Annotated in this window: 16 protein-coding genes, 2 rRNA genes and 1 riboswitch (1 of these 19 only partly in view); of the genes, 15 read left to right on the top strand and 3 right to left on the bottom strand. The window is 70.7% G+C overall.

Annotated elements, in window-relative coordinates:
* The 12 genes from C1708_RS27510 to C1708_RS27565 form a co-directional block, all read left to right on the top strand.
* Positions 1 to 943, top strand: a 23S ribosomal RNA gene (locus tag C1708_RS27510); it begins 2,183 nt to the left of the window's first position.
* Positions 944 to 1,032: 89 nt separating this feature from the next.
* Positions 1,033 to 1,149 (top strand): 5S ribosomal RNA (gene rrf / locus C1708_RS27515).
* Between the two features lie 108 nt (positions 1,150 to 1,257).
* Positions 1,258 to 1,866 carry a cardiolipin synthase ClsA gene (gene clsA, locus C1708_RS27520; RefSeq protein ID WP_106415211.1) on the top strand — a complete coding sequence of 203 codons (609 nt, stop codon included), beginning with the start codon at positions 1,258 to 1,260 and terminating at the stop codon, positions 1,864 to 1,866.
* Between the two features lie 111 nt (positions 1,867 to 1,977).
* Positions 1,978 to 4,473 carry a mannose-1-phosphate guanyltransferase gene (locus C1708_RS27525; RefSeq protein ID WP_106415212.1) on the top strand — a complete coding sequence of 832 codons (2,496 nt, stop codon included), beginning with the start codon at positions 1,978 to 1,980 and terminating at the stop codon, positions 4,471 to 4,473.
* A 111-nt stretch (positions 4,474 to 4,584) separates the two neighbouring features.
* On the top strand, positions 4,585 to 5,487 hold the full coding sequence (locus C1708_RS27530) for a DUF881 domain-containing protein (RefSeq protein WP_106415213.1): 903 nt from the start codon (positions 4,585 to 4,587) through the stop codon (positions 5,485 to 5,487).
* Positions 5,484 to 5,816 carry a small basic family protein gene (locus C1708_RS27535; RefSeq protein ID WP_006134295.1) on the top strand — a complete coding sequence of 111 codons (333 nt, stop codon included), beginning with the start codon at positions 5,484 to 5,486 and terminating at the stop codon, positions 5,814 to 5,816. The genes C1708_RS27530 and C1708_RS27535 overlap by 4 nt, the downstream gene beginning before the upstream one ends.
* A gap of 5 nt (positions 5,817 to 5,821) precedes the next feature.
* Positions 5,822 to 6,799, top strand: coding sequence for a DUF881 domain-containing protein (locus C1708_RS27540; RefSeq protein ID WP_106415214.1), 978 nt, complete (start codon positions 5,822 to 5,824; stop codon positions 6,797 to 6,799).
* A gap of 61 nt (positions 6,800 to 6,860) precedes the next feature.
* Entirely contained in the window at positions 6,861 to 7,787 is a 927-nt protein-coding gene (locus tag C1708_RS27545) for an FHA domain-containing protein (protein WP_198602608.1), read from the top strand.
* Between the two features lie 39 nt (positions 7,788 to 7,826).
* Positions 7,827 to 8,567: a transcriptional regulator FtsR gene (gene ftsR, locus C1708_RS27550; protein WP_106415216.1), complete on the top strand. Its 741-nt coding sequence runs from the start codon at positions 7,827 to 7,829 to the stop codon at positions 8,565 to 8,567.
* A gap of 83 nt (positions 8,568 to 8,650) precedes the next feature.
* Positions 8,651 to 9,124 (top strand): bifunctional nuclease family protein, encoded by a 474-nt coding sequence (locus C1708_RS27555; protein WP_004934251.1) that lies wholly within the window; start codon positions 8,651 to 8,653, stop codon positions 9,122 to 9,124.
* A gap of 186 nt (positions 9,125 to 9,310) precedes the next feature.
* On the top strand, positions 9,311 to 9,994 hold the full coding sequence (locus C1708_RS27560) for a MerR family transcriptional regulator (protein WP_106415217.1): 684 nt from the start codon (positions 9,311 to 9,313) through the stop codon (positions 9,992 to 9,994).
* Positions 9,995 to 10,058: 64 nt separating this feature from the next.
* Positions 10,059 to 11,441 (top strand): DNA polymerase IV, encoded by a 1,383-nt coding sequence (locus tag C1708_RS27565; RefSeq protein WP_106415218.1) that lies wholly within the window; start codon positions 10,059 to 10,061, stop codon positions 11,439 to 11,441.
* A 206-nt stretch (positions 11,442 to 11,647) separates the two neighbouring features.
* Here the strand turns inward: C1708_RS27565 and C1708_RS27570 are convergent, their stop codons facing one another.
* Positions 11,648 to 12,022 (bottom strand): PRC-barrel domain-containing protein, encoded by a 375-nt coding sequence (locus C1708_RS27570; protein ID WP_106415219.1) that lies wholly within the window; start codon positions 12,020 to 12,022, stop codon positions 11,648 to 11,650.
* A gap of 113 nt (positions 12,023 to 12,135) precedes the next feature.
* Positions 12,136 to 12,231: riboswitch (glycine riboswitch) on the top strand.
* Positions 12,232 to 12,405: 174 nt separating this feature from the next.
* Between C1708_RS27570 and gcvP the strand changes: the two genes are divergently transcribed.
* Positions 12,406 to 15,291 carry an aminomethyl-transferring glycine dehydrogenase gene (gcvP, locus tag C1708_RS27575; RefSeq protein WP_106415220.1) on the top strand — a complete coding sequence of 962 codons (2,886 nt, stop codon included), beginning with the start codon at positions 12,406 to 12,408 and terminating at the stop codon, positions 15,289 to 15,291.
* Between the two features lie 138 nt (positions 15,292 to 15,429).
* Here gcvP and C1708_RS27580 read toward each other — a convergent pair whose 3' ends face one another.
* Positions 15,430 to 16,089 carry a TetR/AcrR family transcriptional regulator gene (locus tag C1708_RS27580; RefSeq protein WP_106415221.1) on the bottom strand — a complete coding sequence of 220 codons (660 nt, stop codon included), beginning with the start codon at positions 16,087 to 16,089 and terminating at the stop codon, positions 15,430 to 15,432.
* A 104-nt stretch (positions 16,090 to 16,193) separates the two neighbouring features.
* Between C1708_RS27580 and C1708_RS27585 the strand changes: the two genes are divergently transcribed.
* Positions 16,194 to 16,862 (top strand): CatB-related O-acetyltransferase, encoded by a 669-nt coding sequence (locus tag C1708_RS27585; protein ID WP_106415222.1) that lies wholly within the window; start codon positions 16,194 to 16,196, stop codon positions 16,860 to 16,862.
* A 64-nt stretch (positions 16,863 to 16,926) separates the two neighbouring features.
* Positions 16,927 to 17,580, top strand: coding sequence for a DUF5701 family protein (locus C1708_RS27590; protein WP_106415223.1), 654 nt, complete (start codon positions 16,927 to 16,929; stop codon positions 17,578 to 17,580).
* 53 nt (positions 17,581 to 17,633) lie between these two features.
* Here the strand turns inward: C1708_RS27590 and C1708_RS27595 are convergent, their stop codons facing one another.
* A complete protein-coding gene (locus tag C1708_RS27595; RefSeq protein WP_106416508.1) occupies positions 17,634 to 18,734 on the bottom strand; it encodes an ABC transporter ATP-binding protein in 1,101 nt (366 codons plus the stop codon).
* Between the last annotated feature and the right edge of the window lie 5 nt (positions 18,735 to 18,739).

Below are 18,739 nucleotides of genomic sequence, written 5' to 3' on the forward strand. Positions count from 1 at the left end.
CCGACCTGCACGAATGGCGTAACGACTTCTCGACTGTCTCAACCATAGGCCCGGTGAAATTGCACTACGAGTAAAGATGCTCGTTTCGCGCAGCAGGACGGAAAGACCCCGGGACCTTTACTACAGTTTGATATTGGTGTTCGGTTCGGCTTGTGTAGGATAGCTGGGAGACTGTGAAGCCTGGACGCCAGTTCGGGTGGAGTCGTCGTTGAAATACCAGTCTGGTCGTGCTGGATGTCTAACCTGGGTCCGTGATCCGGATCAGGGACAGTGTCTGATGGGTAGTTTAACTGGGGCGGTTGCCTCCTAAAGGGTAACGGAGGCGCCCAAAGGTTCCCTCAGCCTGGTTGGCAATCAGGTGTTGAGTGTAAGTGCACAAGGGAGCTTGACTGTGAGACCGACGGGTCGAGCAGGGACGAAAGTCGGGACTAGTGATCCGGCGGTGGCTTGTGGAAGCGCCGTCGCTCAACGGATAAAAGGTACCCCGGGGATAACAGGCTGATCTTCCCCAAGAGTCCATATCGACGGGATGGTTTGGCACCTCGATGTCGGCTCGTCGCATCCTGGGGCTGGAGTCGGTCCCAAGGGTTGGGCTGTTCGCCCATTAAAGCGGTACGCGAGCTGGGTTTAGAACGTCGTGAGACAGTTCGGTCCCTATCCGCTGTGCGCGTAGGAGTCTTGAGAAGGGCTGTCCCTAGTACGAGAGGACCGGGACGGACGAACCTCTGGTGTGCCAGTTGTTCTGCCAAGGGCATGGCTGGTTGGCTACGTTCGGGAGGGATAACCGCTGAAAGCATCTAAGCGGGAAGCCTGCTTCGAGATGAGGACTCCCACCCACTTGATGGGGTAAGGCTCCCAGTAGACGACTGGGTTGATAGGCCGGATATGGAAGCACGGTAACGTGTGGAGTTGACCGGTACTAATAGGCCGAGGGCTTGTCCTCAGTTGCTCGCGTCCACTGTGTTGGTTCTGAAACCACGAACAACCCCATGCCATGGTCACGGTGTGGTGCGGTTGAGTGTTTCACAGTGTTTCGGTGGTCATAGCGTAGGGGAAACGCCCGGTTACATTCCGAACCCGGAAGCTAAGCCTTACAGCGCCGATGGTACTGCAGGGGGGACCCTGTGGGAGAGTAGGACGCCGCCGAACTTCCTTTAAAGCTCCGGCTCTCGGGCGAACAGCCCGAGAGCCGGAGCTTTTTTGCGTTGCGGTAGGGTCAGGGACATCTTAGAAACGTTTCCCACAGGAGGATCCCGGGTGGAGGTCCAGGAGACACGGGTCCAGACAGACCGTGTCCTCACCATCCCGAACGTGCTCAGCATGGCGCGGCTGGTCGGCGTACCCCTGTTCCTCTGGCTGATTCTGCGGCCGGAGTTCGGCGGGCCGAAGAGCGACGGCTGGGCGCTCCTGGTGCTGGCCTTCAGCGGCGTCAGCGACTACCTGGACGGCAAGCTAGCCCGTCGGTGGAATCAGATCAGCAGCCTCGGCCGGCTGCTCGATCCCGCGGCCGACCGGCTCTACATTCTCTCGACCCTGGTCGGACTCACCTGGCGGGAGATTCTGCCGCTCTGGCTGACCCTCGTGCTGCTGGCCCGGGAGCTGGTCCTCCTGGTCATGGTGGGCGTCCTGCGGCGCCACGGCTATCCGCCGCCGCAGGTGAACTTCCTGGGGAAGGCCGCGACCTTCAACCTGATGTACGCCTTCCCGCTGCTCCTGCTCAGTGACGGAAGTGGCTGGATCTCATCACTCGCTGCGATTTTCGGCTGGGCGTTCGCCGGATGGGGTACAACCCTCTATTGGTGGGCAGGAGTGCTGTATGTGGTCCAAGTCCGCCGCTTGATCCGTGCGGACACCATGGCCGATTGACTCGCTTCTTCACGCGCAACGTGGCGCGCGATGTCCCATGCTGGATAAGTGTGCGGCAAACCAGGCGGGTGTCGGCCAGACCGTCGTCTCTTCGAGGAGGACGCTTCCGACATGAAGGCCGTCGTGATGGCCGGGGGCGAAGGCACCCGTCTTCGCCCCATGACCTCAAGCATGCCCAAGCCGCTCCTGCCGGTGGCCAACCGGCCGATCATGGAGCACGTCCTGCGGCTGCTCAAAAGGCACGGGCTCAACGAAACCGTTGTGACCGTTCAGTTCCTTGCCTCACTCGTCAAGAACTACTTCGGTGACGGCGAGGAGCTCGGGATGGAGCTCACGTATGCCAATGAGGAGAAGCCACTCGGTACCGCCGGGAGCGTCAAGAACGCAGAGGAGGCGTTGAAGGACGATGCCTTTCTCGTCATCTCCGGCGATGCCCTCACGGACTTCGACCTCACCGAGCTGATCAATTTTCACAAGGAAAAGGGCGCCCTGGTCACGGTCTGTCTGACCCGCGTGCCCAACCCGCTGGAATTCGGCATCACCATCGTCGACGACGAGGGCAAGGTCGAGCGCTTCCTAGAGAAGCCCACCTGGGGCCAGGTCTTCTCCGACACGGTGAACACCGGCATCTACGTCATGGAGCCGGAGGTCTTCGACTACGTCGAGCCCGACGTCCCCGTCGACTGGTCCGGCGACGTCTTCCCGCAGCTGATGAAGGAAGGCAAGCCCATCTACGGCTATGTCGCCGAGGGCTACTGGGAGGACGTCGGCACCCACGAGAGCTACGTCAAGGCGCAGGCCGACGTCCTCGAGGGCAAGGTCGACGTCGACCTCGACGGGTTCGAGATCTCGCCCGGCGTGTGGGTCGCCGAGGGCGCCGAGGTGCACCCCGACGCCGTGCTCCGCGGACCGCTCTACATCGGCGACTACGCCAAGGTCGAGGCCGGCGCGGAGATCCGCGAGCACACGGTCGTGGGCTCCAACGTCGTCGTCAAGAGCGGCGCCTTCCTGCACAAGGCCGTGGTGCACGACAACGTGTACGTCGGCCCGCACAGCAACCTGCGCGGCTGCGTCGTCGGCAAGAACACCGACATCATGCGCGCCGCGCGGATCGAGGACGGCGCGGTCATCGGCGACGAGTGCCTGATCGGTGAAGAATCGATCGTTCAGGGCAATGTTCGGGTCTATCCGTTCAAGACCATCGAGGCCGGCGCCTTCGTCAACACGTCGGTCATCTGGGAGTCCCGCGGCCAGGCGCACCTCTTCGGCGCCCGTGGCGTCTCCGGCATCCTGAACGTCGAGATCACCCCCGAGCTCGCCGTCCGCCTCGCCGGCGCCTACGCGACGACCCTGAAGAAGGGGTCGACCGTCACCACGGCCCGCGACCACTCCCGAGGCGCCCGGGCCCTGAAGCGCGCGGTCATCTCCGCGCTCCAAGCCAGCGCCATCGACGTACGCGACCTGGAGAACGTGCCCCTGCCCGTGGCCCGGCAGCAGACCGCACGGGGCAGCGCCGGCGGCATCATGATCCGCACCACGCCGGGCGTGCCCGACTCCGTCGACATCATGTTCTTCGACGGGCAGGGCGCCGATCTGTCGCAGGGCAGCCAGCGCAAGCTGGACCGCGTCTTCGCGCGGCAGGAGTACCGGCGGGCCTTCCCCGGCGAGATCGGCGACCTGCACTTCCCGGCGAGCGTCTTCGACTCCTACACCGGGTCGCTGCTGCGCAACGTCGACATCACCGGTATCGCCGAGTCCGGGCTGAAGGTCGTCGTCGACGCGTCCAACGGCAGTGCCGGCCTGGTCCTGCCCAGCCTGCTCGGCAAGCTGGGCGTCGACTCGCTGACCATCAACCCCGGTCTGGACGAGTCCCGGCCCACCGAGACGGCCGACATGCGCCGCGCCGGCCTGGTCCGGCTCGGGGAGATCGTGGCGTCCTCCGGTGCCGCCTTCGGCGTGCGGTTCGACCCCGTCGGTGAGCGGCTGTCGCTGGTCGACGAGAAGGGGCGGATCGTCGAGGACGACCGGGCGCTGCTCGTCATGCTCGACCTGGTCGCCTCCGAGCGGCGCAGCGGCCGCGTCGCGCTGCCGGTGACCACCACGCGGATCGCCGAGCAGGTGGCGGCGTACCACGGCACGCAGGTGGAGTGGACGACCACGTCGCCCGACGATCTGACCCGGGTCGGCCGCGAGGAGGGGACGATCTTCGGCGGCGACGGCAAGGGCGGCTTCATCGTCCCCGAGTTCAGCGGCGTCTACGACGGCACCGCGGCGTTCGTCCGGCTCATCGGGCTGGTGGCGCGGACCCAGCTGACGTTGAGCCAGATCGACGCCCGGATCCCGCGGGCGCATGTCCTCAAGCGGGACCTGGCGACCCCGTGGGCCGTCAAGGGCCTCGTCATGCGGCGGGTCGTCGAGGCGGCCGGAGACCGCTACGTGGACACCACCGACGGCGTGCGCGTGGTGGAGGCCGACGGACGCTGGGTCATGGTGCTGCCCGACCCGGCCGAGGCGGTCACCCACCTGTGGGCCGAGGGGCCCGACGACGCCTCCGCGCAGGCGCTCCTCGACGAGTGGTCGGCGATCGTGGACAGCGCGGGCAGGTGACCGTTCCGTAAGAGACGCGGTGACCGGCGGCGTGCCGGACCGGTGCCCCGGAAGGGGCCCGTCCGGCACGCCGCCGGGTCTGTTCGGAAGTACGGGGCGAGGCGTGCGACGATGTGCGGCATGCCGCAGCAACCCCCCGTTCGGAGCACAGCCGCGCGGCCCGCGCGCCCGGACGCGTCCATGTCGTTGATCACCAACGTGATGGACCACAGCCTCGACGACGGTTACGCCGAGGCCGCCGCCCGGAAGCGGAGCGAGGGGACCGGCGGCCTGCCGAAGACCCTGCGGGCGAAGCTCGGTCTGGCCGCGGGGCTGGTCCTCGCCGCGTGCGTCGTCACCGTCGGCGCGGCCCAGGCCCGGGTCGCCGCTCCGGTCGTCGCCAAGGAGCGCGAGGAACTGATCGACCGGATCGACGAGGAGACCGCGGCCGCCGACCGGCTCGAGGAGAGCGTCGACGAGCTGCGCGCGGAGGTCAGCGCACGGCAGCGGGAGGCGCTGAGGGACAGCGGCGGTGACCGGTCGACGCTCATGGGCATCCTGTCGGGCGCCACGCCCGTCCACGGACCGGGCGTGCGGCTCGTGGTGAACGACGCCGAGGACAGCGGCGGCGGCGGTGACGGTGACCCCCGCTCCACCTCCGGGTTCTCCGACACCGGGCGGGTCCGGGACCGTGATCTCCAGCGGGTGGTCAACGGGCTCTGGGAGTCCGGCGCGGAGGCCGTCTCCGTCAACGGGCGGCGGTTGACCGCCCTGTCGGCGATCAGGGCCGCGGGAGACGCGATACTGGTCGACAACAAGCCGCTGGTGCCGCCGTACACGGTGCTCGCGGTGGGGGACGGCGAGGAGCTCGGCGACCGGTTCCAGAACAGCGCCGACGGTCTGTATCTGCACGTCCTGCAGGAGAACTACGGCATCCGGACGGCCCTGTCCGCGGAGGACGACGTCCGGCTGCCCGCCGCAACGAGTGTGACCGTACGAACCGCACAGCCGATAACCGAGAAGGACGCATCGTGATCGCCGTACTGGGCCTCATCGTGGGAGTGGTGGCCGGCCTGTTGGTCCGGCCCGAGGTGCCGGCGGTCGTCGAGCCCTACTTGCCGATCGCCGTCGTGGCCGCGCTGGACGCCGTGTTCGGCGGCCTGCGCGCCATGCTCGACGGGATCTTCGACGACAAGGTCTTCGTGGTGTCGTTCCTGTCGAACGTCGTCGTGGCCGCGCTGATCGTGTTCCTCGGCGACAAGCTGGGCGTGGGTGCGCAGCTCTCCACGGGTGTGGTCGTCGTCCTCGGCATCCGCATCTTCTCCAACGCCGCGGCGATCCGCCGGCACGTGTTCCGGGCGTGAGGCCGATGAACGAGCGCGAACAGCCCGAGACGACGCGCCCGGCGGTGACCCCGCCGCGGACCGCCCCCGGCACGCCCGTGTCCGTCCCCGGCACGCCGCCCCCGGCCGGGCTGCGCCGGGAACTGCCCGCGGAGGTGCCCCCGGCCGCGCCCGAGAGGAACGGCGGGACCGAGGCGTCCCGCGCGTCTCACCCGTCCGAGGCGTTCCAGCCGCGTCAGACGCCCGGGGAGCCCGTCGCCGACGAGCCGGGCGGCCCCGTGCTGACCGGGCGGCAGCGGCTCGTGGACGGACTGTGGCCGCCGCGCGTGACCCGGGCCCAACTGATCGTCGCCCTGCTGTTGTTCGGACTCGGGTTCGGTCTCGCCGTCCAGGTCGCCTCCACCAGCGACACGGACGGCGCGCTGCACGGCGCGCGCCAGGAGGATCTTGTGCGCATCCTCGATGAACTCGACGACCGTACCGAGCGTCTTGAAGACGAGAAGCAGGGTCTCGAGAAGCAGCGGGAGGAGCTGGAGAACAGCTCCGACCAGGCCGAGGAGGCGCGCAGGCAGACGATCGAGAAGGAACGGCAACTCGGCGTCCTCGCGGGCACCGTGGCCGCGCAGGGGCCCGGCATCGAGATGACCGTGGAGGACACGAAGGGGACGGTCGAGTCGGACATGCTGCTCGACGCCATCCAGGAGCTGCGCGCCGCGGGCGCGGAGGCGATCCAGGTGAACGGGGTGCGCGTGGTGGCCGGCACGTATCTGTCGGACGTGGACGGGGGAGTCTCCGTGGACGGGAACAAGATCAAGTCCCCGTATCGTTTCAAGGTCATCGGCAAGCCGCAGGACCTGGAGCCGGCGCTCAACATCCCCGGAGGCGTGGTGCAGACGCTCGAGAAGGAACAGGCCACCGCTACCGTGGAGCGGTCGGACAAGATCGTTGTGGACGCCTTGCGAGCGCCGGAGCGGCCTGACTACGCTCGGTCGTCCTCGCGGTGAACCGGGGGTGCATGGGGGGCGTCCGGCCAGGGCATGAGGTTGCGGGGGGTCGGCGCACCGAATGGGTGGTGCGTGGTGGAAACTGTCTGGCGGAGGCGGACGTTGTGAAGATGTCCGGGTCGGCCAATGTGTTCAGTCAGGGTTCGTCCTGCCCCACGGGCGGGTCTGTTTCGGTCAAGGGGAATCGCCCGTGAAGTTGTTTGGGAAGTTGTTCGGCAAGAGCGCGCGGCGAGAGGACGGCGACAGCGCGACCGCTCGTCACCGCGCACAGCCCGGTGCGGAACACCAGCGTCCGCTGTTCCGGGACGAGACCGGCGGGGCCTTCGCCGACCCTGCGCAGTCGGGCGGCATAGGTTCTGGACAGCCGTCGGGCCCGGGTGCGGGCGGAGGCTACTCCGACCCGTACGCGTCCCCCGCCCCCGGCGGGCAGCCGCGGCAGGAGGATCCGTCCATGTCGGTCCTGGTGTGTTCGAGGTGCGGCAACCGCAACGCGGAGAGCAGCCGTTTCTGTTCCCACTGCGGTGCGCCGCTGAAGCCGGGCGTCACCCCGGAGCGCCCCTCCGAGACGACGTCCACGATCTCCATCTCCGGTCTTGAGGCCTACGACTCCGAGACCACGGGGCAGACCCAGCTGCCCGCGCTCTCCCCGGAGGCGCAGGCGGCCGTCGACGCGCTGCCGGTGGGCTCCGCCCTGCTGGTCGTGCGCCGCGGGCCGAACTCGGGCAGCCGCTTCCTGCTGGACGGCGACCTGACCACGGCCGGGCGTCACCCGCAGAGCGACATCTTCCTCGACGACGTGACGGTCTCCCGCCGCCACGTCGAGTTCCGCCGCAGCCCGGACGGTTCGTTCACCGTCGCCGACGTCGGCAGCCTGAACGGCACCTACGTCAACCGCGAGCGGATCGACCAGGTCGCCCTGTCCAACGGCGACGAGGTGCAGATCGGCAAGTACCGGCTGGTCTTCTACGCGAGCCAGCGGGGCTACTGACCTCCCCGGGCACGGCCCGGGGAACTCCAGGAAGGGTCCATGCAGCAAACACCGAGCGGCGGTGCCGGCGACGGCGCCGCCGCCGCGGACACCGGACTGCTGAGCATCGGTGCGGTGCTGAACGTGCTGCGCGAGGAGTTCCCCGAGGTCACCATCTCCAAGATCCGCTTCCTGGAGTCGGAAGGGCTCGTCGAGCCGCGCCGCACCCCGTCGGGGTACCGCAAGTTCAGCGCGGAGGACGTCGAGCGTCTCGGCCATGTGCTGCGCATGCAGCGCGATCACTACCTGCCGCTCAAGGTGATCCGGGAGCACCTGGCGGCCATGGAACGGGGCGAGGCCGTCCCGCTGCCGGCGCTGAGCCGTCCGGGTGACGGCGAGGACCCCGCCGAGTGCGTCCAGGACAGGCCCACGACGGCCCGCATCGGGCGCAGCCAGCTGCTTGCCGCCGCCGGGGTGGACGAGCAGCGGCTCGCCGAGTGGGAGTCGTACGGACTGCTCTCCCCGGTGGGCGAGGACGTGTACGACGCGGAGGCGGTCACCGTCGCCGGTCTCCTCACGGAACTGGGGCGGTACGGGATCGAGCCGCGCCATCTGCGGGCCATGAAGGCGGCCGCCGAGCGGGAGGCCGGGCTGGTGGAGCAGGTCGTCGCGCCGCTGCGGCGCCACCGCAACCCGCAGACCAGGGCCCACGCCGAGGACCGCACCAAGGAACTGGCCGGCCTCACGACGAAGCTGCACGCGGCGCTGGTGGGGTCGGTGCTGGGGGTGCGGCTGCCCTGAGAGGGCAGCACAGCCCGGCCGGATCGGCCACCCGATCCCGGCCCGACTACCCAAACGTCCCGGGCACGGCCTAGGGTTGCTGTGTGAACGAGCTCGATGTCGTAGGTGTCCGGGTCGAAATGCCCTCCAACCAACCGATCGTGCTGTTGCGTGAAGTGGGCGGCGACCGCTACCTCCCCATCTGGATCGGCCCCGGGGAGGCGACGGCCATCGCCTTCGCTCAGCAGGGCATGGCGCCCGCACGGCCGCTGACCCACGACCTGTTCAAGGACGTGCTGGAGGCCGTGGGACAGGAGCTCACGGAAGTGCGCATCACCGACCTGCGGGAAGGTGTGTTCTACGCCGAGCTGGTCTTCGCCAGCGGGGTCGAGGTGAGCGCCCGTCCGTCCGACGCCATAGCGCTCGCCCTGCGCACGGGGACCCCGATCTACGGAAGCGACACGGTGCTCGACGACGCCGGGATCGCCATTCCGGACGAGCAGGAGGACGAGGTGGAGAAGTTCCGCGAGTTCCTCGACCAGATCTCGCCCGAGGACTTCGGGACCAGCAACCAGTGAGCCGGCCCCGGGGCCCCGCCGTGGTCGCGGCCCGCGCCGAGGGCATTCGGCTAGCCTTTCCCCGCGGTGGGGCACGGGAAACCACTCTTAGGGTGATTATCACTCGGCGTGCCGAGTGTGGCGATCGTTGACGCACCCTTGGTGACTGCCTACCGTCGAGGAGGCAGGTCAAGGACGGAGGTCGGCGTGAGAAGCAGCGGCGACGGTACGGCTGGGGGTGCCCCCGGACGCGTTTTCGGGGCGGGCGGGCCGTATCCTCCCCAGAGCTCTCCGCTCCGCTCGGGCGGGGGCCATCCCGCGCGTGGCGGTGCGATCGATCCCGCTCCGCAGCGACCGACGGCTGTGCCGAGCGGCGGAGGGGCGGCGGCCATGGCGACCGAGGAGATCGGCTACCGCGGGCCCACAGCCTGCGCCGCGGCCGGCATCACCTACCGCCAGCTCGACTACTGGGCGCGTACGGGCCTGGTCGAGCCGAGTGTGCGCCCGGCCCACGGGTCCGGCACGCAGCGGCTGTACAGCTTCCGCGACGTCGTCGTGCTGAAGATCGTCAAGCGGTTCCTGGACACGGGCGTGTCCCTGCAGAACATCCGCACCGCGGTCCAGCACCTGCGCGAACGGGGCTTCAGCGACCTGGAACGCATGACGCTGATGAGCGACGGCGCCACGGTCTACGAGTGCACCTCGCCCGACGAGGTCCACGCGTTGCTCCAGGGCGGCCAGGGCGTCTTCGGCATCGCCGTGGGCGTGGTGTGGCGCGACGTCGAGAACGCGTTGTCGCAGCTGCACGGCGAGCGCGTCGACACGGGCGAGACCCTGATCGGCCACAACCCGATGGACGAGCTGGCCCGGCGCAGGAACCGGGCGGTCTGAGCCGGCGCCGCGCGGCGCCCACCCGACGCGCACGTTGTCAGTGGCGTAGGGCAGCATCGGGGACGTGAGATCCGTTCCCACGATCCTGCATCTCGACATGGATGCCTTCTACGCCTCGGTGGAGCAGGCGTCCAAACCGAGTCTGCGCGGCAAGGCCGTGATCGTGGGCGGACTCGGACCCCGTGGCGTGGTCGCCACCGCCTCCTACGAGGCCCGCGTCTTCGGCGTCCGTTCCGCGATGCCCATGTCCCAGGCCCGCCGGCTCGCGCCGAACGCCGCGTACCTGGTGCCCCGGTTCGCGCTGTACCGCTCGATCAGCGACCAGGTGATGGCGTTGTTGCGGGCCCTGTCGCCCCTGGTGGAGCCGCTCAGCCTCGACGAGGCCTTCGTCGATCTGGAGGCCGGGGGCGCGGCATGGGACGAGCGGTCGGCGCGGCTGGCCGGCACGAAGCTGCGCGCCGACATCCGGGCGGTCACGGGGCTGACCGGCTCGGTGGGGCTCGCCGCCTCCAAGATGCTGGCGAAGATCGCGTCGGAGCAGGCGAAGCCGGACGGGCTGGTCGTGATCGAGCCCGGGACGGAGCGGGCGATGCTCGAGCCGATGCCGGTGCGGGTCCTGCCGGGCGTCGGGCCCGCCACCGGCGACCACCTGCGGCGGGCGGGCATCCACACGGTCGGCGAGATCGCCGAGGCGGGCGAGGACGAACTGGTGCGGCTGCTGGGCAAGGCCCACGGGCACGCGCTGTACGCGATGGCGCTGGCCCGTGACGACCGGCCCGTCGTCGCCGAGCGGGAGACGAAGTCGGTGTCCGTCGAGGACACCTACGACGTGGACATCCACGACCGGGTGCGGGTCGGGCTGGAGGTCGAGCGGCTCGCCGACCGCTGCGTGCGCCGGCTGCGCGGCGCGGGACTGTCCGGACGCACCATCGTCCTGAAGGTACGCCGGTACGACTTCTCGACGCTGACCCGGTCCGAGACGCTGCGGGGCCCCACCGACGATCCGGCGGTCGTCCGGGAGGCGGCGGCGCGGCTGCTGGACTCGGTGGACACCACGGGCGGCGTCCGGCTCCTCGGCGTCGGGGTCAGCGGGCTGGCCGACTACACGCAGGAGGACCTGTTCGCCCAGGCGGCGGGCACCGCGGGGGCGGGGGAGGAGGAGCCGCAGGGCGAGGAGTCCGAGGCCACGCCCGAGACGCGCCCGGAGGCCCCCGCCGGGCGGCACTGGCCCGCCGGACACGACGTCCGGCACGCGGAGTACGGGCACGGGTGGGTGCAGGGCAGCGGGCTGGGACGGGTGACCGTCCGCTTCGAGACACCCGGCTCGGCGCCGGGCCGCGTGAAGACGTTCCGGGTCGACGACCCGGCACTGGAGCCGGCGGATCCGCTGCCGCTCGTGGAAGGGCCACCGCGCGTGGCCGAGGGGGCGGGGGGCGGTCGCCGGTGACGTTCGCGGTTCACCGGGTCGTGCTCCCGAAGAAGCATGGTCCGGTGCGCCTGGCGCTTGGACGGAGGGGGCCCGTGACGGTCGCGGGACAGCTGCCGGTGCCTGTGGCCCTCGGTCCGGCCGCATCCGTGGCGCGGCCGGGTGAGGGGAGCCGGGCTCCGGGCCGACCCGGCACAGGGCTCACCGGACCGCCGCCTCCGGTGGCGTCAGCCGCGTTCCTCCTGGCCCGCCAGCTTGCCGAAGTCGCGGTCGGGGAGCGGGGGAGGGGAGCCCACGTCCAGGCCGTAGTGGTGGTAGAGCTGGAGCTCCTGCTCCGGGGACAGGTGGCGGCCGACGCCGAAGTCGGGGGCGTCCTTGATGAGGGACCGTTCGAACGGCACGTGCAGGGCCCCGTCGATCAGCTCGCTGGGTTCCAGGGGCACGAAGGCGTCCCGGCTGAACAGGCCGGTGCGTATCGCGGCCCATTCGGGCACGCCGGTGGCGTCGTCGAGGTAGACCTCGTCGATCGTGCCGATCCGGGTGCCGTTGCGGTCGTACGCCTTGCGGCCGATGAGGTGACGCGGGTCGATGTCGGTCTGCACGGGCCCTCCACTCGACGCGAACTCATGCGATAGCACAACGAAAAGGCACAATCGGCGGGACGGCCACTCGAAGGTCCGGGCCCGGGCCTCGCTGGTAGGCTGGCAACGGCCGCTGACCCCGTGCGGGAGAGTCCTCCAGGCACCACCGGAGGCGCCGAAGGAGCAAATCCTCCCCGGAATCTCTCAGGCACACGTACCGCACGGACGAGGTCACTCTGGAAAGCAGAGCGGGTGTCGACGGCTTCCGCTCTCACCGACGGTGAAAACCGGACCGCCCGCGGCGTTCCGGTGAAACTCTCAGGTTGAGATGACAGAGGGGGAGGCCGTCCGGGCACCTGCGCCGTGGTGCCCCTCGAAGGTCGTCGGACCAGGAGGCCTCCTCAATGACTGCCCCCCGTACCCCGCTCTCCGAGCTCGAACAGGGAATCCCCTTCGAGCAGCGCCACATCGGCCCCGACCACGAGGCCCGGGCGAAGATGCTGGCCCAGGTGGGCTACGGCTCGCTCGACGAGCTGACCGCCGCCGCCGTGCCCGACGTGATCAAGAACGCCGACGCGCTGGACCTGCCCGGCGCCCGGAGCGAGGCCGAGGTGCTCGCCGAGCTGCGCGCCCTCGCCGACCGCAACCAGGTGCTCGGCTCCATGATCGGCCTGGGCTACTACGGCACCTTCACCCCGCCCGTCATCCTGCGCAACGTGATGGAGAACCCCGCCTGGTACACGGCCTACACGCCGTACCAGCCGGAGATCTCGCAGGGCCGGCTCGAGGCGCTGCTGAACTTCCAGACGATGGTCGCCGAGCTCACCGGCCTGCCGACGTCCGGCGCCTCGCTGCTGGACGAGGGCACCGCGGCCGCCGAGGCGATGGCGCTGTCCCGGCGCATGGGGAAGAACAAGAAGGGCCTCTTCCTGGTCGACGCGGACGCCCTGCCGCAGACCATCGCCGTGATCGAGACCCGCGCCGAGCCGGCCGGCGTGGAGGTCGTCGTCGCCGACCTGGCCGACGGCATCCCCGCCGAGCTCGCCGACCGTGAGATCAACGGCGTCCTGATCCAGTACCCGGGCGCCTCCGGCGTCGTCCGGGACATCAAGCCGGTCATCGACCAGGCGCACGAGCGGGGCGCGCTCGTCACCGTCGCCGCCGACCTGCTCGCCCTCACCCTGCTGAAGTCCCCCGGCGAGCTGGGCGCGGACATCGCGGTCGGCACCACGCAGCGCTTCGGCGTCCCGATGGGCTTCGGCGGACCGCACGCCGGCTACATGGCCGTCCAGGAGAAGATGGCCCGCAGTCTGCCCGGCCGTCTCGTCGGCGTCTCCGTCGACGCCGACGGCGACAAGGCGTACCGCCTGGCGCTGCAGACGCGTGAGCAGCACATCCGCCGCGAGAAGGCCACCAGCAACATCTGCACCGCGCAGGTGCTGCTCGCCGTCATGGCCGGCATGTACGCCGTCTACCACGGTCCCGACGGCCTGCGGACCATCGCCCGCCGCACCCACCGCTACGCCGCGATCCTCGCCGAGGGGCTGCGCTCCGGCGGCGCCGAGGTCGTGCACGGCTCCTACTTCGACACCCTCACCGTGCGGGTCGCCGGGCGGGCCGCCGAGGTCGTCGCCGCCGCCCGCGACCACGGCGTGAACCTGCGTCTCGTCGACGCCGACACCGTCTCCGTCGCCTGCGACGAGACCACCACCCGCGACCGGATCGCCGCCGTGTGGCGCGCCTTCGGCGTCGAGGCCGACGTCGAGGCCCTGGACGCCGCCGCGCAGGACGCCCTGCCGGACGCGCTGCTGCGCTCCGACGAGTTCCTGACCCACCCGGTCTTCCACCAGCACCGCTCCGAGACGGCCATGCTGCGTTACTTGCGCCGCCTCGCCGACCGCGACTACGCGCTGGACCGCGGCATGATCCCGCTGGGCTCCTGCACCATGAAGCTCAACGCGACCACCGAGATGGAGCCGATCACCTGGCCCGAGTTCGGACAGCTGCACCCCTTCGCGCCCGCCGAGCAGGCCGCCGGGTACCTCGCGCTCATCCGTGAGCTGGAGGAGCGGCTCGCCGAGGTCACCGGCTACGACAAGGTGTCCCTCCAGCCCAACGCCGGGTCCCAGGGCGAGCTGGCCGGACTGCTCGCGGTGCGGGGCTACCACCGCGCCAACGGCGACGACCAGCGCACCGTCTGCCTGATCCCGTCCTCCGCGCACGGCACCAACGCGGCCAGCGCGGTCATGGCCGGCATGAAGGTCGTCGTCGTCAGGACCGCCGACGACGGCGAGGTCGACGTCGAGGACCTGCGCGCCAAGATCGAGCAGTACCGCGACCAGCTGGCAGTACTGATGATCACCTACCCGTCGACGCACGGGGTGTTCGAGGAGCACGTCGCCGACATCTGCGCGGCGGTGCACGAGGCGGGCGGCCAGGTCTACGTGGACGGCGCCAACCTCAACGCCCTGGTCGGCCTGGCCAAGCCGGGTCACTTCGGCGGCGACGTCTCGCACCTGAACCTGCACAAGACGTTCTGCATCCCGCACGGCGGCGGCGGCCCCGGCGTCGGCCCGGTCGGCGTCCGCGCGCACCTGGCGCCGTACCTGCCGAACCACCCGATGCAGCCCGAGGCGGGGCCGGAGACCGGGGTCGGCCCGATCTCGGCGGCGCCCTGGGGCTCGGCGGGCATCCTGCCCATCTCCTGGGCGTACGTCCGGCTCATGGGCGGCGAGGGCCTCAAGCGGGCCACGCAGGTGGCGGTGCTCAGCGCCAACTACATCGCCAAGCGCCTGGAGCCGTACTACCCGGTGCTCTACACCGGCCCCGGCGGGCTGGTGGCGCACGAGTGCATCATCGACCTGCGCCCGCTGACCAAGGCGACCGGCGTCAGCGTGGACGACGTGGCCAAGCGGCTGATCGACTACGGCTTCCACGCGCCGACGATGTCCTTCCCGGTGGCCGGGACGCTGATGATCGAACCGACCGAGTCCGAAGACCTGGCCGAGCTGGACCGGTTCTGCGAGACGATGATCGCCATCCGTGCGGAGATCGAGAAGGTCGGCTCGGGCGAGTGGCCCGCCGAGGACAACCCGCTGCGCAACGCCCCGCACACCGCCGCCGCGCTCGGCGGGGAGTGGGAGCACGCGTACACCCGCGAGGAGGCGGTCTTCCCGGTCGGCGTGAACGCCGCGGACAAGTACTGGCCGCCGGTGCGGCGCATCGACCAGGCCTTCGGCGACCGGAACCTGGTGTGCTCCTGCCCGCCGCTGGACGCGTACGAGGACTGACGCCCTCCTGAGAGCACGGTCCCGTGTGTCCGACGCGGAGCCGTGCCGTCGGGGCGCGTGAGCGCCCGGCCGGGCATTCCCCGGCCGGGCGCTCACGCGTCTGCGGGCCCGGCCCAGGGGTACGGGGGCGTGGGGTCGTCAGGCGGCGCCGAGGGTTCCGACGGACGGTTCCAGCAGATCGAAGGCGCGGGTCGCCTCCGGCGCGACCGTCGCCTCGATCTCCTCAGCGGGCAGCCCGGCGAGGGTGAGCTGCTGGATGCGCTGGAACAGGAGACGGTGGACAGCGCCCAGGAGACCGGCGGCCGTGCGGATCACGATGTCGTCGGCCGGCACGTTCTCGGCCGCGGCGAGTGCCTCGGCCAGTGCCTCCTCCCGGCGGTCGTGCAGGCCGCGCACACAGGTGGTGAGGGTGGGGCTGTCGGCCACCATCCGGGCGAACTCCGGGCCGGTGAAGCCGCTCACCGGATCGTGGGCGGCGAGTGCCTCGGTGAAGGCGCGGCGCAGTGCGCCCAGGGCGGACTCGCCGGGCCTCCGGGCGGCCACCGACGAGGCCAGGCTCGCGACGAAGGCGTCCTGGTGGTCGAGGGCCAGGTCTTCCTTGCGGGCGAAGTAGTTGGTGACCGTCTTCTTCGACACGCGCGCGGCGTCGGCGATCTCCGCGATGGTCGTGGCGTCGAAGCCCTGGCGGAGGAAGAGACGGGTGGCCTGGTCGGAGATGTGCTGACGGGTCTCCTGCTTCTTGACCTCGCGCAGGCCGCCCGCGGACCGTGACGACGCGCTGTCGTGTTGGCTACTCATGGGCGAATCTTACTACGGTAGTATTTTTCTATTGACACCTTTCATGGGTCGAGCGTAATTTTACCTCCGACGTAAGAATCGACCAGTCCTACGGGGGACCTCTCGTGACCGATCCTGCCGTTCTGCACCCGCTGCCGGAGCACGAGCGCGTCGTGTTCCTCAAGCCGCTGATCACCTCCCCGTCGATCGAGGTGGGCGAGTTCACCTACTATGACGACCCCGACGGGGCGACGGAGTTCGAGCGGCGCAACGTCCTCTACGCCTACGGTCCGGAAAAGCTGATCATCGGCCGGTTCTGCGCCGTGGCCGCCGGCACCCGCTTCCTGATGGCCGGGGCGGCACACCCGACGATGGGGGTGTCCACCTACCCGTTCACCATGTTCGGCGGGGAGTGGGCCGACCGGACCCTCGATCTGGTCACCGCCATGCCCAGCCGCGGGGACACGGTGGTCGGCAACGACGTCTGGTTCGGCTACGGGGCCACCGTCATGCCGGGCGTGCGCATCGGCGACGGCGCCATCATCGCCGCCGGAGCCGTCGTCACGGCCGACGTGGCGCCGTACACCGTGGTCGGCGGCAACCCCGCCCGTCCGATCCGGCAGCGCCACAGCGACGCGGACGTGGCGCTCCTGCTGGAAGCGGCCTGGTGGGACTGGCCCGTCGACGTGATCACCCGCCACGTGCGCACCATCATGGCCGGCACTCCCGCGGAGATCAGCGCGATCGCCGCCCGTGGGACAGGCAGCCGTGGCGACACCCCCGCCACGTCCTGACCGCCCCGGCGAACGCCTCCGCCGCCCCCTCACCGCCCCGAATTCCCCGGCAAGGAGCCACGCATTGACCGACACCCCCTCCACCACCCCCAGCCCGCTGCCCCCGCTGTCGGCCCAGGCCGACCGCCTGGTCCGGCTCGGCCTGCACACGCACGCGGGGATACCGGCCGGAGAGATCCGCTCCTTCGCCGAACGGCACTCCGCGGCGGGCCGGGACACCCTGCTGGCCCTCCACCCCGACCGTGTCCCCGCCTCGGTCCTCGCGCCGTTGCTGCGCCACGCCGGCAAGCCCGGCTTCGTCGTCACGGACATGCCGGACGTCGACCGTTTCACGCCCCAGGGGATCGACCTGCCCGACGCCCCCCTCTACACGGTCGCGGGTGTCGACCGGGGTGATCACCTGGCCGACTGGAGCCCGGAGGAGGCCCTGCCCGCGCTCACCGGGAAGGGCCGCACCCCACTGCTGCTCAGTGAGGGCATCCACTGGGTGCTCCAGCAGCCCGAGGCCCTGGAGCGCAACCGCTGCTTCATGACCATCGGCTCCCGGCTGCGCAAGCCGAACGGGAGGTTCGACGCCCGCACGCCCGCGATCTGGATCAGCAACGGCACCGGCCGCGACGGCCGGGACCGGCGCGACGCCCCGAAGGTCGGCTGGTGCTGGTGGGGCAACCGCCACACCTGGCTCGGCTTCGCCTCCGCGGCGGGCCGCGAGATCTGACGGCCCGCTTCCGCACCTGCGGGCGGCCGGTCACCGCGTCGCGCGGGCGGGGGCTACGCCGGGTAGGCGCGGGTCTGGGCCGCCTTGACGGCCGCCCAGACCGGGGCGCCCGGGCGCAGGTCGAGTTCGGCGGCGGCCACCGTGGTCAGGTCGGCGGCCAGGGAGAGCTCACCGGTCAGTTCGGCGCGGATCTGGTCGCCGTGGGTCTCCAGGCCGGCGACCTCGCAGCGCCACAGGTTGCGGGCACTGGTCCCGCCGGGGCGCTCCCCGTACAGCGTGACCGCGCCGGGCGGGAACGCGACGAAGGCGGGCCCGGTCAGGTCCTCGCTGGTGGTGATGGCGGGCCCCCCGGGGATCCGGACCGTGTGGCCGTCGGCCCGGCCGCGGTAGAGGTTCAGGCCGACCAGCTGGGCGATGTACTCGGTGCGCGGGCGGCGGGCGATGTCCGTGGGCGTGCCCTCCTGGACGGTCCGCCCCTGCTCCACGACGACGAGCCGGCCGGCCAGCACCATCGCGTCCAGCGGATCGTGCGTCACCAGGACGGCCACGGCCTCGAAGGCGGCCAGGTGCCGCCGCAGCTCGGCCCGGACCTCGAGTCGCGTCCGGGCGTCCAGCGCCGCCAGCGGTTCGTCCAGGAGCAGCAGCCGGGGGCGGGTGGCCAGGGCGCGGGCCAGGGCCACGCGCTGTGCCTGGCCGCCGGAGAGCCGGCGGGGCCTGGCGCCGGCGTGGTCGGCCAGCCCCATGCGGTCCAGCCACTCGGCGGCCAGGGCCCGGGCCTGCGCCTTTCCGGCGCCCCGGCAGCGCGGCCCGAAGGCCACGTTGTCGAGCGCGGTCAGGTGCGGGAAGAGCAGGTAGTCCTGGAAGACGACGCCCACCGGGCGGTCCTCGGGCGGCGCGTCGCGCAGGTCCCGACCGTCCAGCCTCAGGTGACCGTCCGAGAGGGGGGCGAGGCCCGCCAGGGCACGCAACGCGGTGGACTTCCCGGCACCGTTCGGGCCGAGCAGCGCGATCACCTCCCCGGGCGCGGCGCGCAGCGAGACGTCCAGCCGGAAGGAGCCCCGGTCCACGACCAGCCGGGCGTCGAGTCCGTCGGCGGGGGCACGTCCGGCAGGGGTGTGCGCCCCGGCGGCGGGACTCCCGGAACGCTCCGGCATCTCCT

The sequence above is a fragment of the Streptomyces sp. DH-12 genome, from assembly GCF_002899455.1.
Classification (GTDB): Bacteria; Actinomycetota; Actinomycetes; order Streptomycetales; family Streptomycetaceae; genus Streptomyces.

Coding starts and splice junctions, on each gene's coding strand:
- C1708_RS27525 (WP_106415212.1), top strand. CDS start 1,978: ATGAAGGCCGTCGTGATGGCCGGGGGCGAAGGCACCCGTCTTCGCCCC.
- C1708_RS27530 (WP_106415213.1), top strand. CDS start 4,585: ATGTGCGGCATGCCGCAGCAACCCCCCGTTCGGAGCACAGCCGCGCGG.
- C1708_RS27540 (WP_106415214.1), top strand. CDS start 5,822: ATGAACGAGCGCGAACAGCCCGAGACGACGCGCCCGGCGGTGACCCCG.
- C1708_RS27545 (WP_198602608.1), top strand. CDS start 6,861: ATGGGTGGTGCGTGGTGGAAACTGTCTGGCGGAGGCGGACGTTGTGAA.
- ftsR (WP_106415216.1), top strand. CDS start 7,827: ATGCAGCAAACACCGAGCGGCGGTGCCGGCGACGGCGCCGCCGCCGCG.
- gcvP (WP_106415220.1), top strand. CDS start 12,406: ATGACTGCCCCCCGTACCCCGCTCTCCGAGCTCGAACAGGGAATCCCC.
- C1708_RS27580 (WP_106415221.1), bottom strand. CDS start 16,089: ATGAGTAGCCAACACGACAGCGCGTCGTCACGGTCCGCGGGCGGCCTG.
- C1708_RS27595 (WP_106416508.1), bottom strand. CDS start 18,734: ATGCCGGAGCGTTCCGGGAGTCCCGCCGCCGGGGCGCACACCCCTGCC.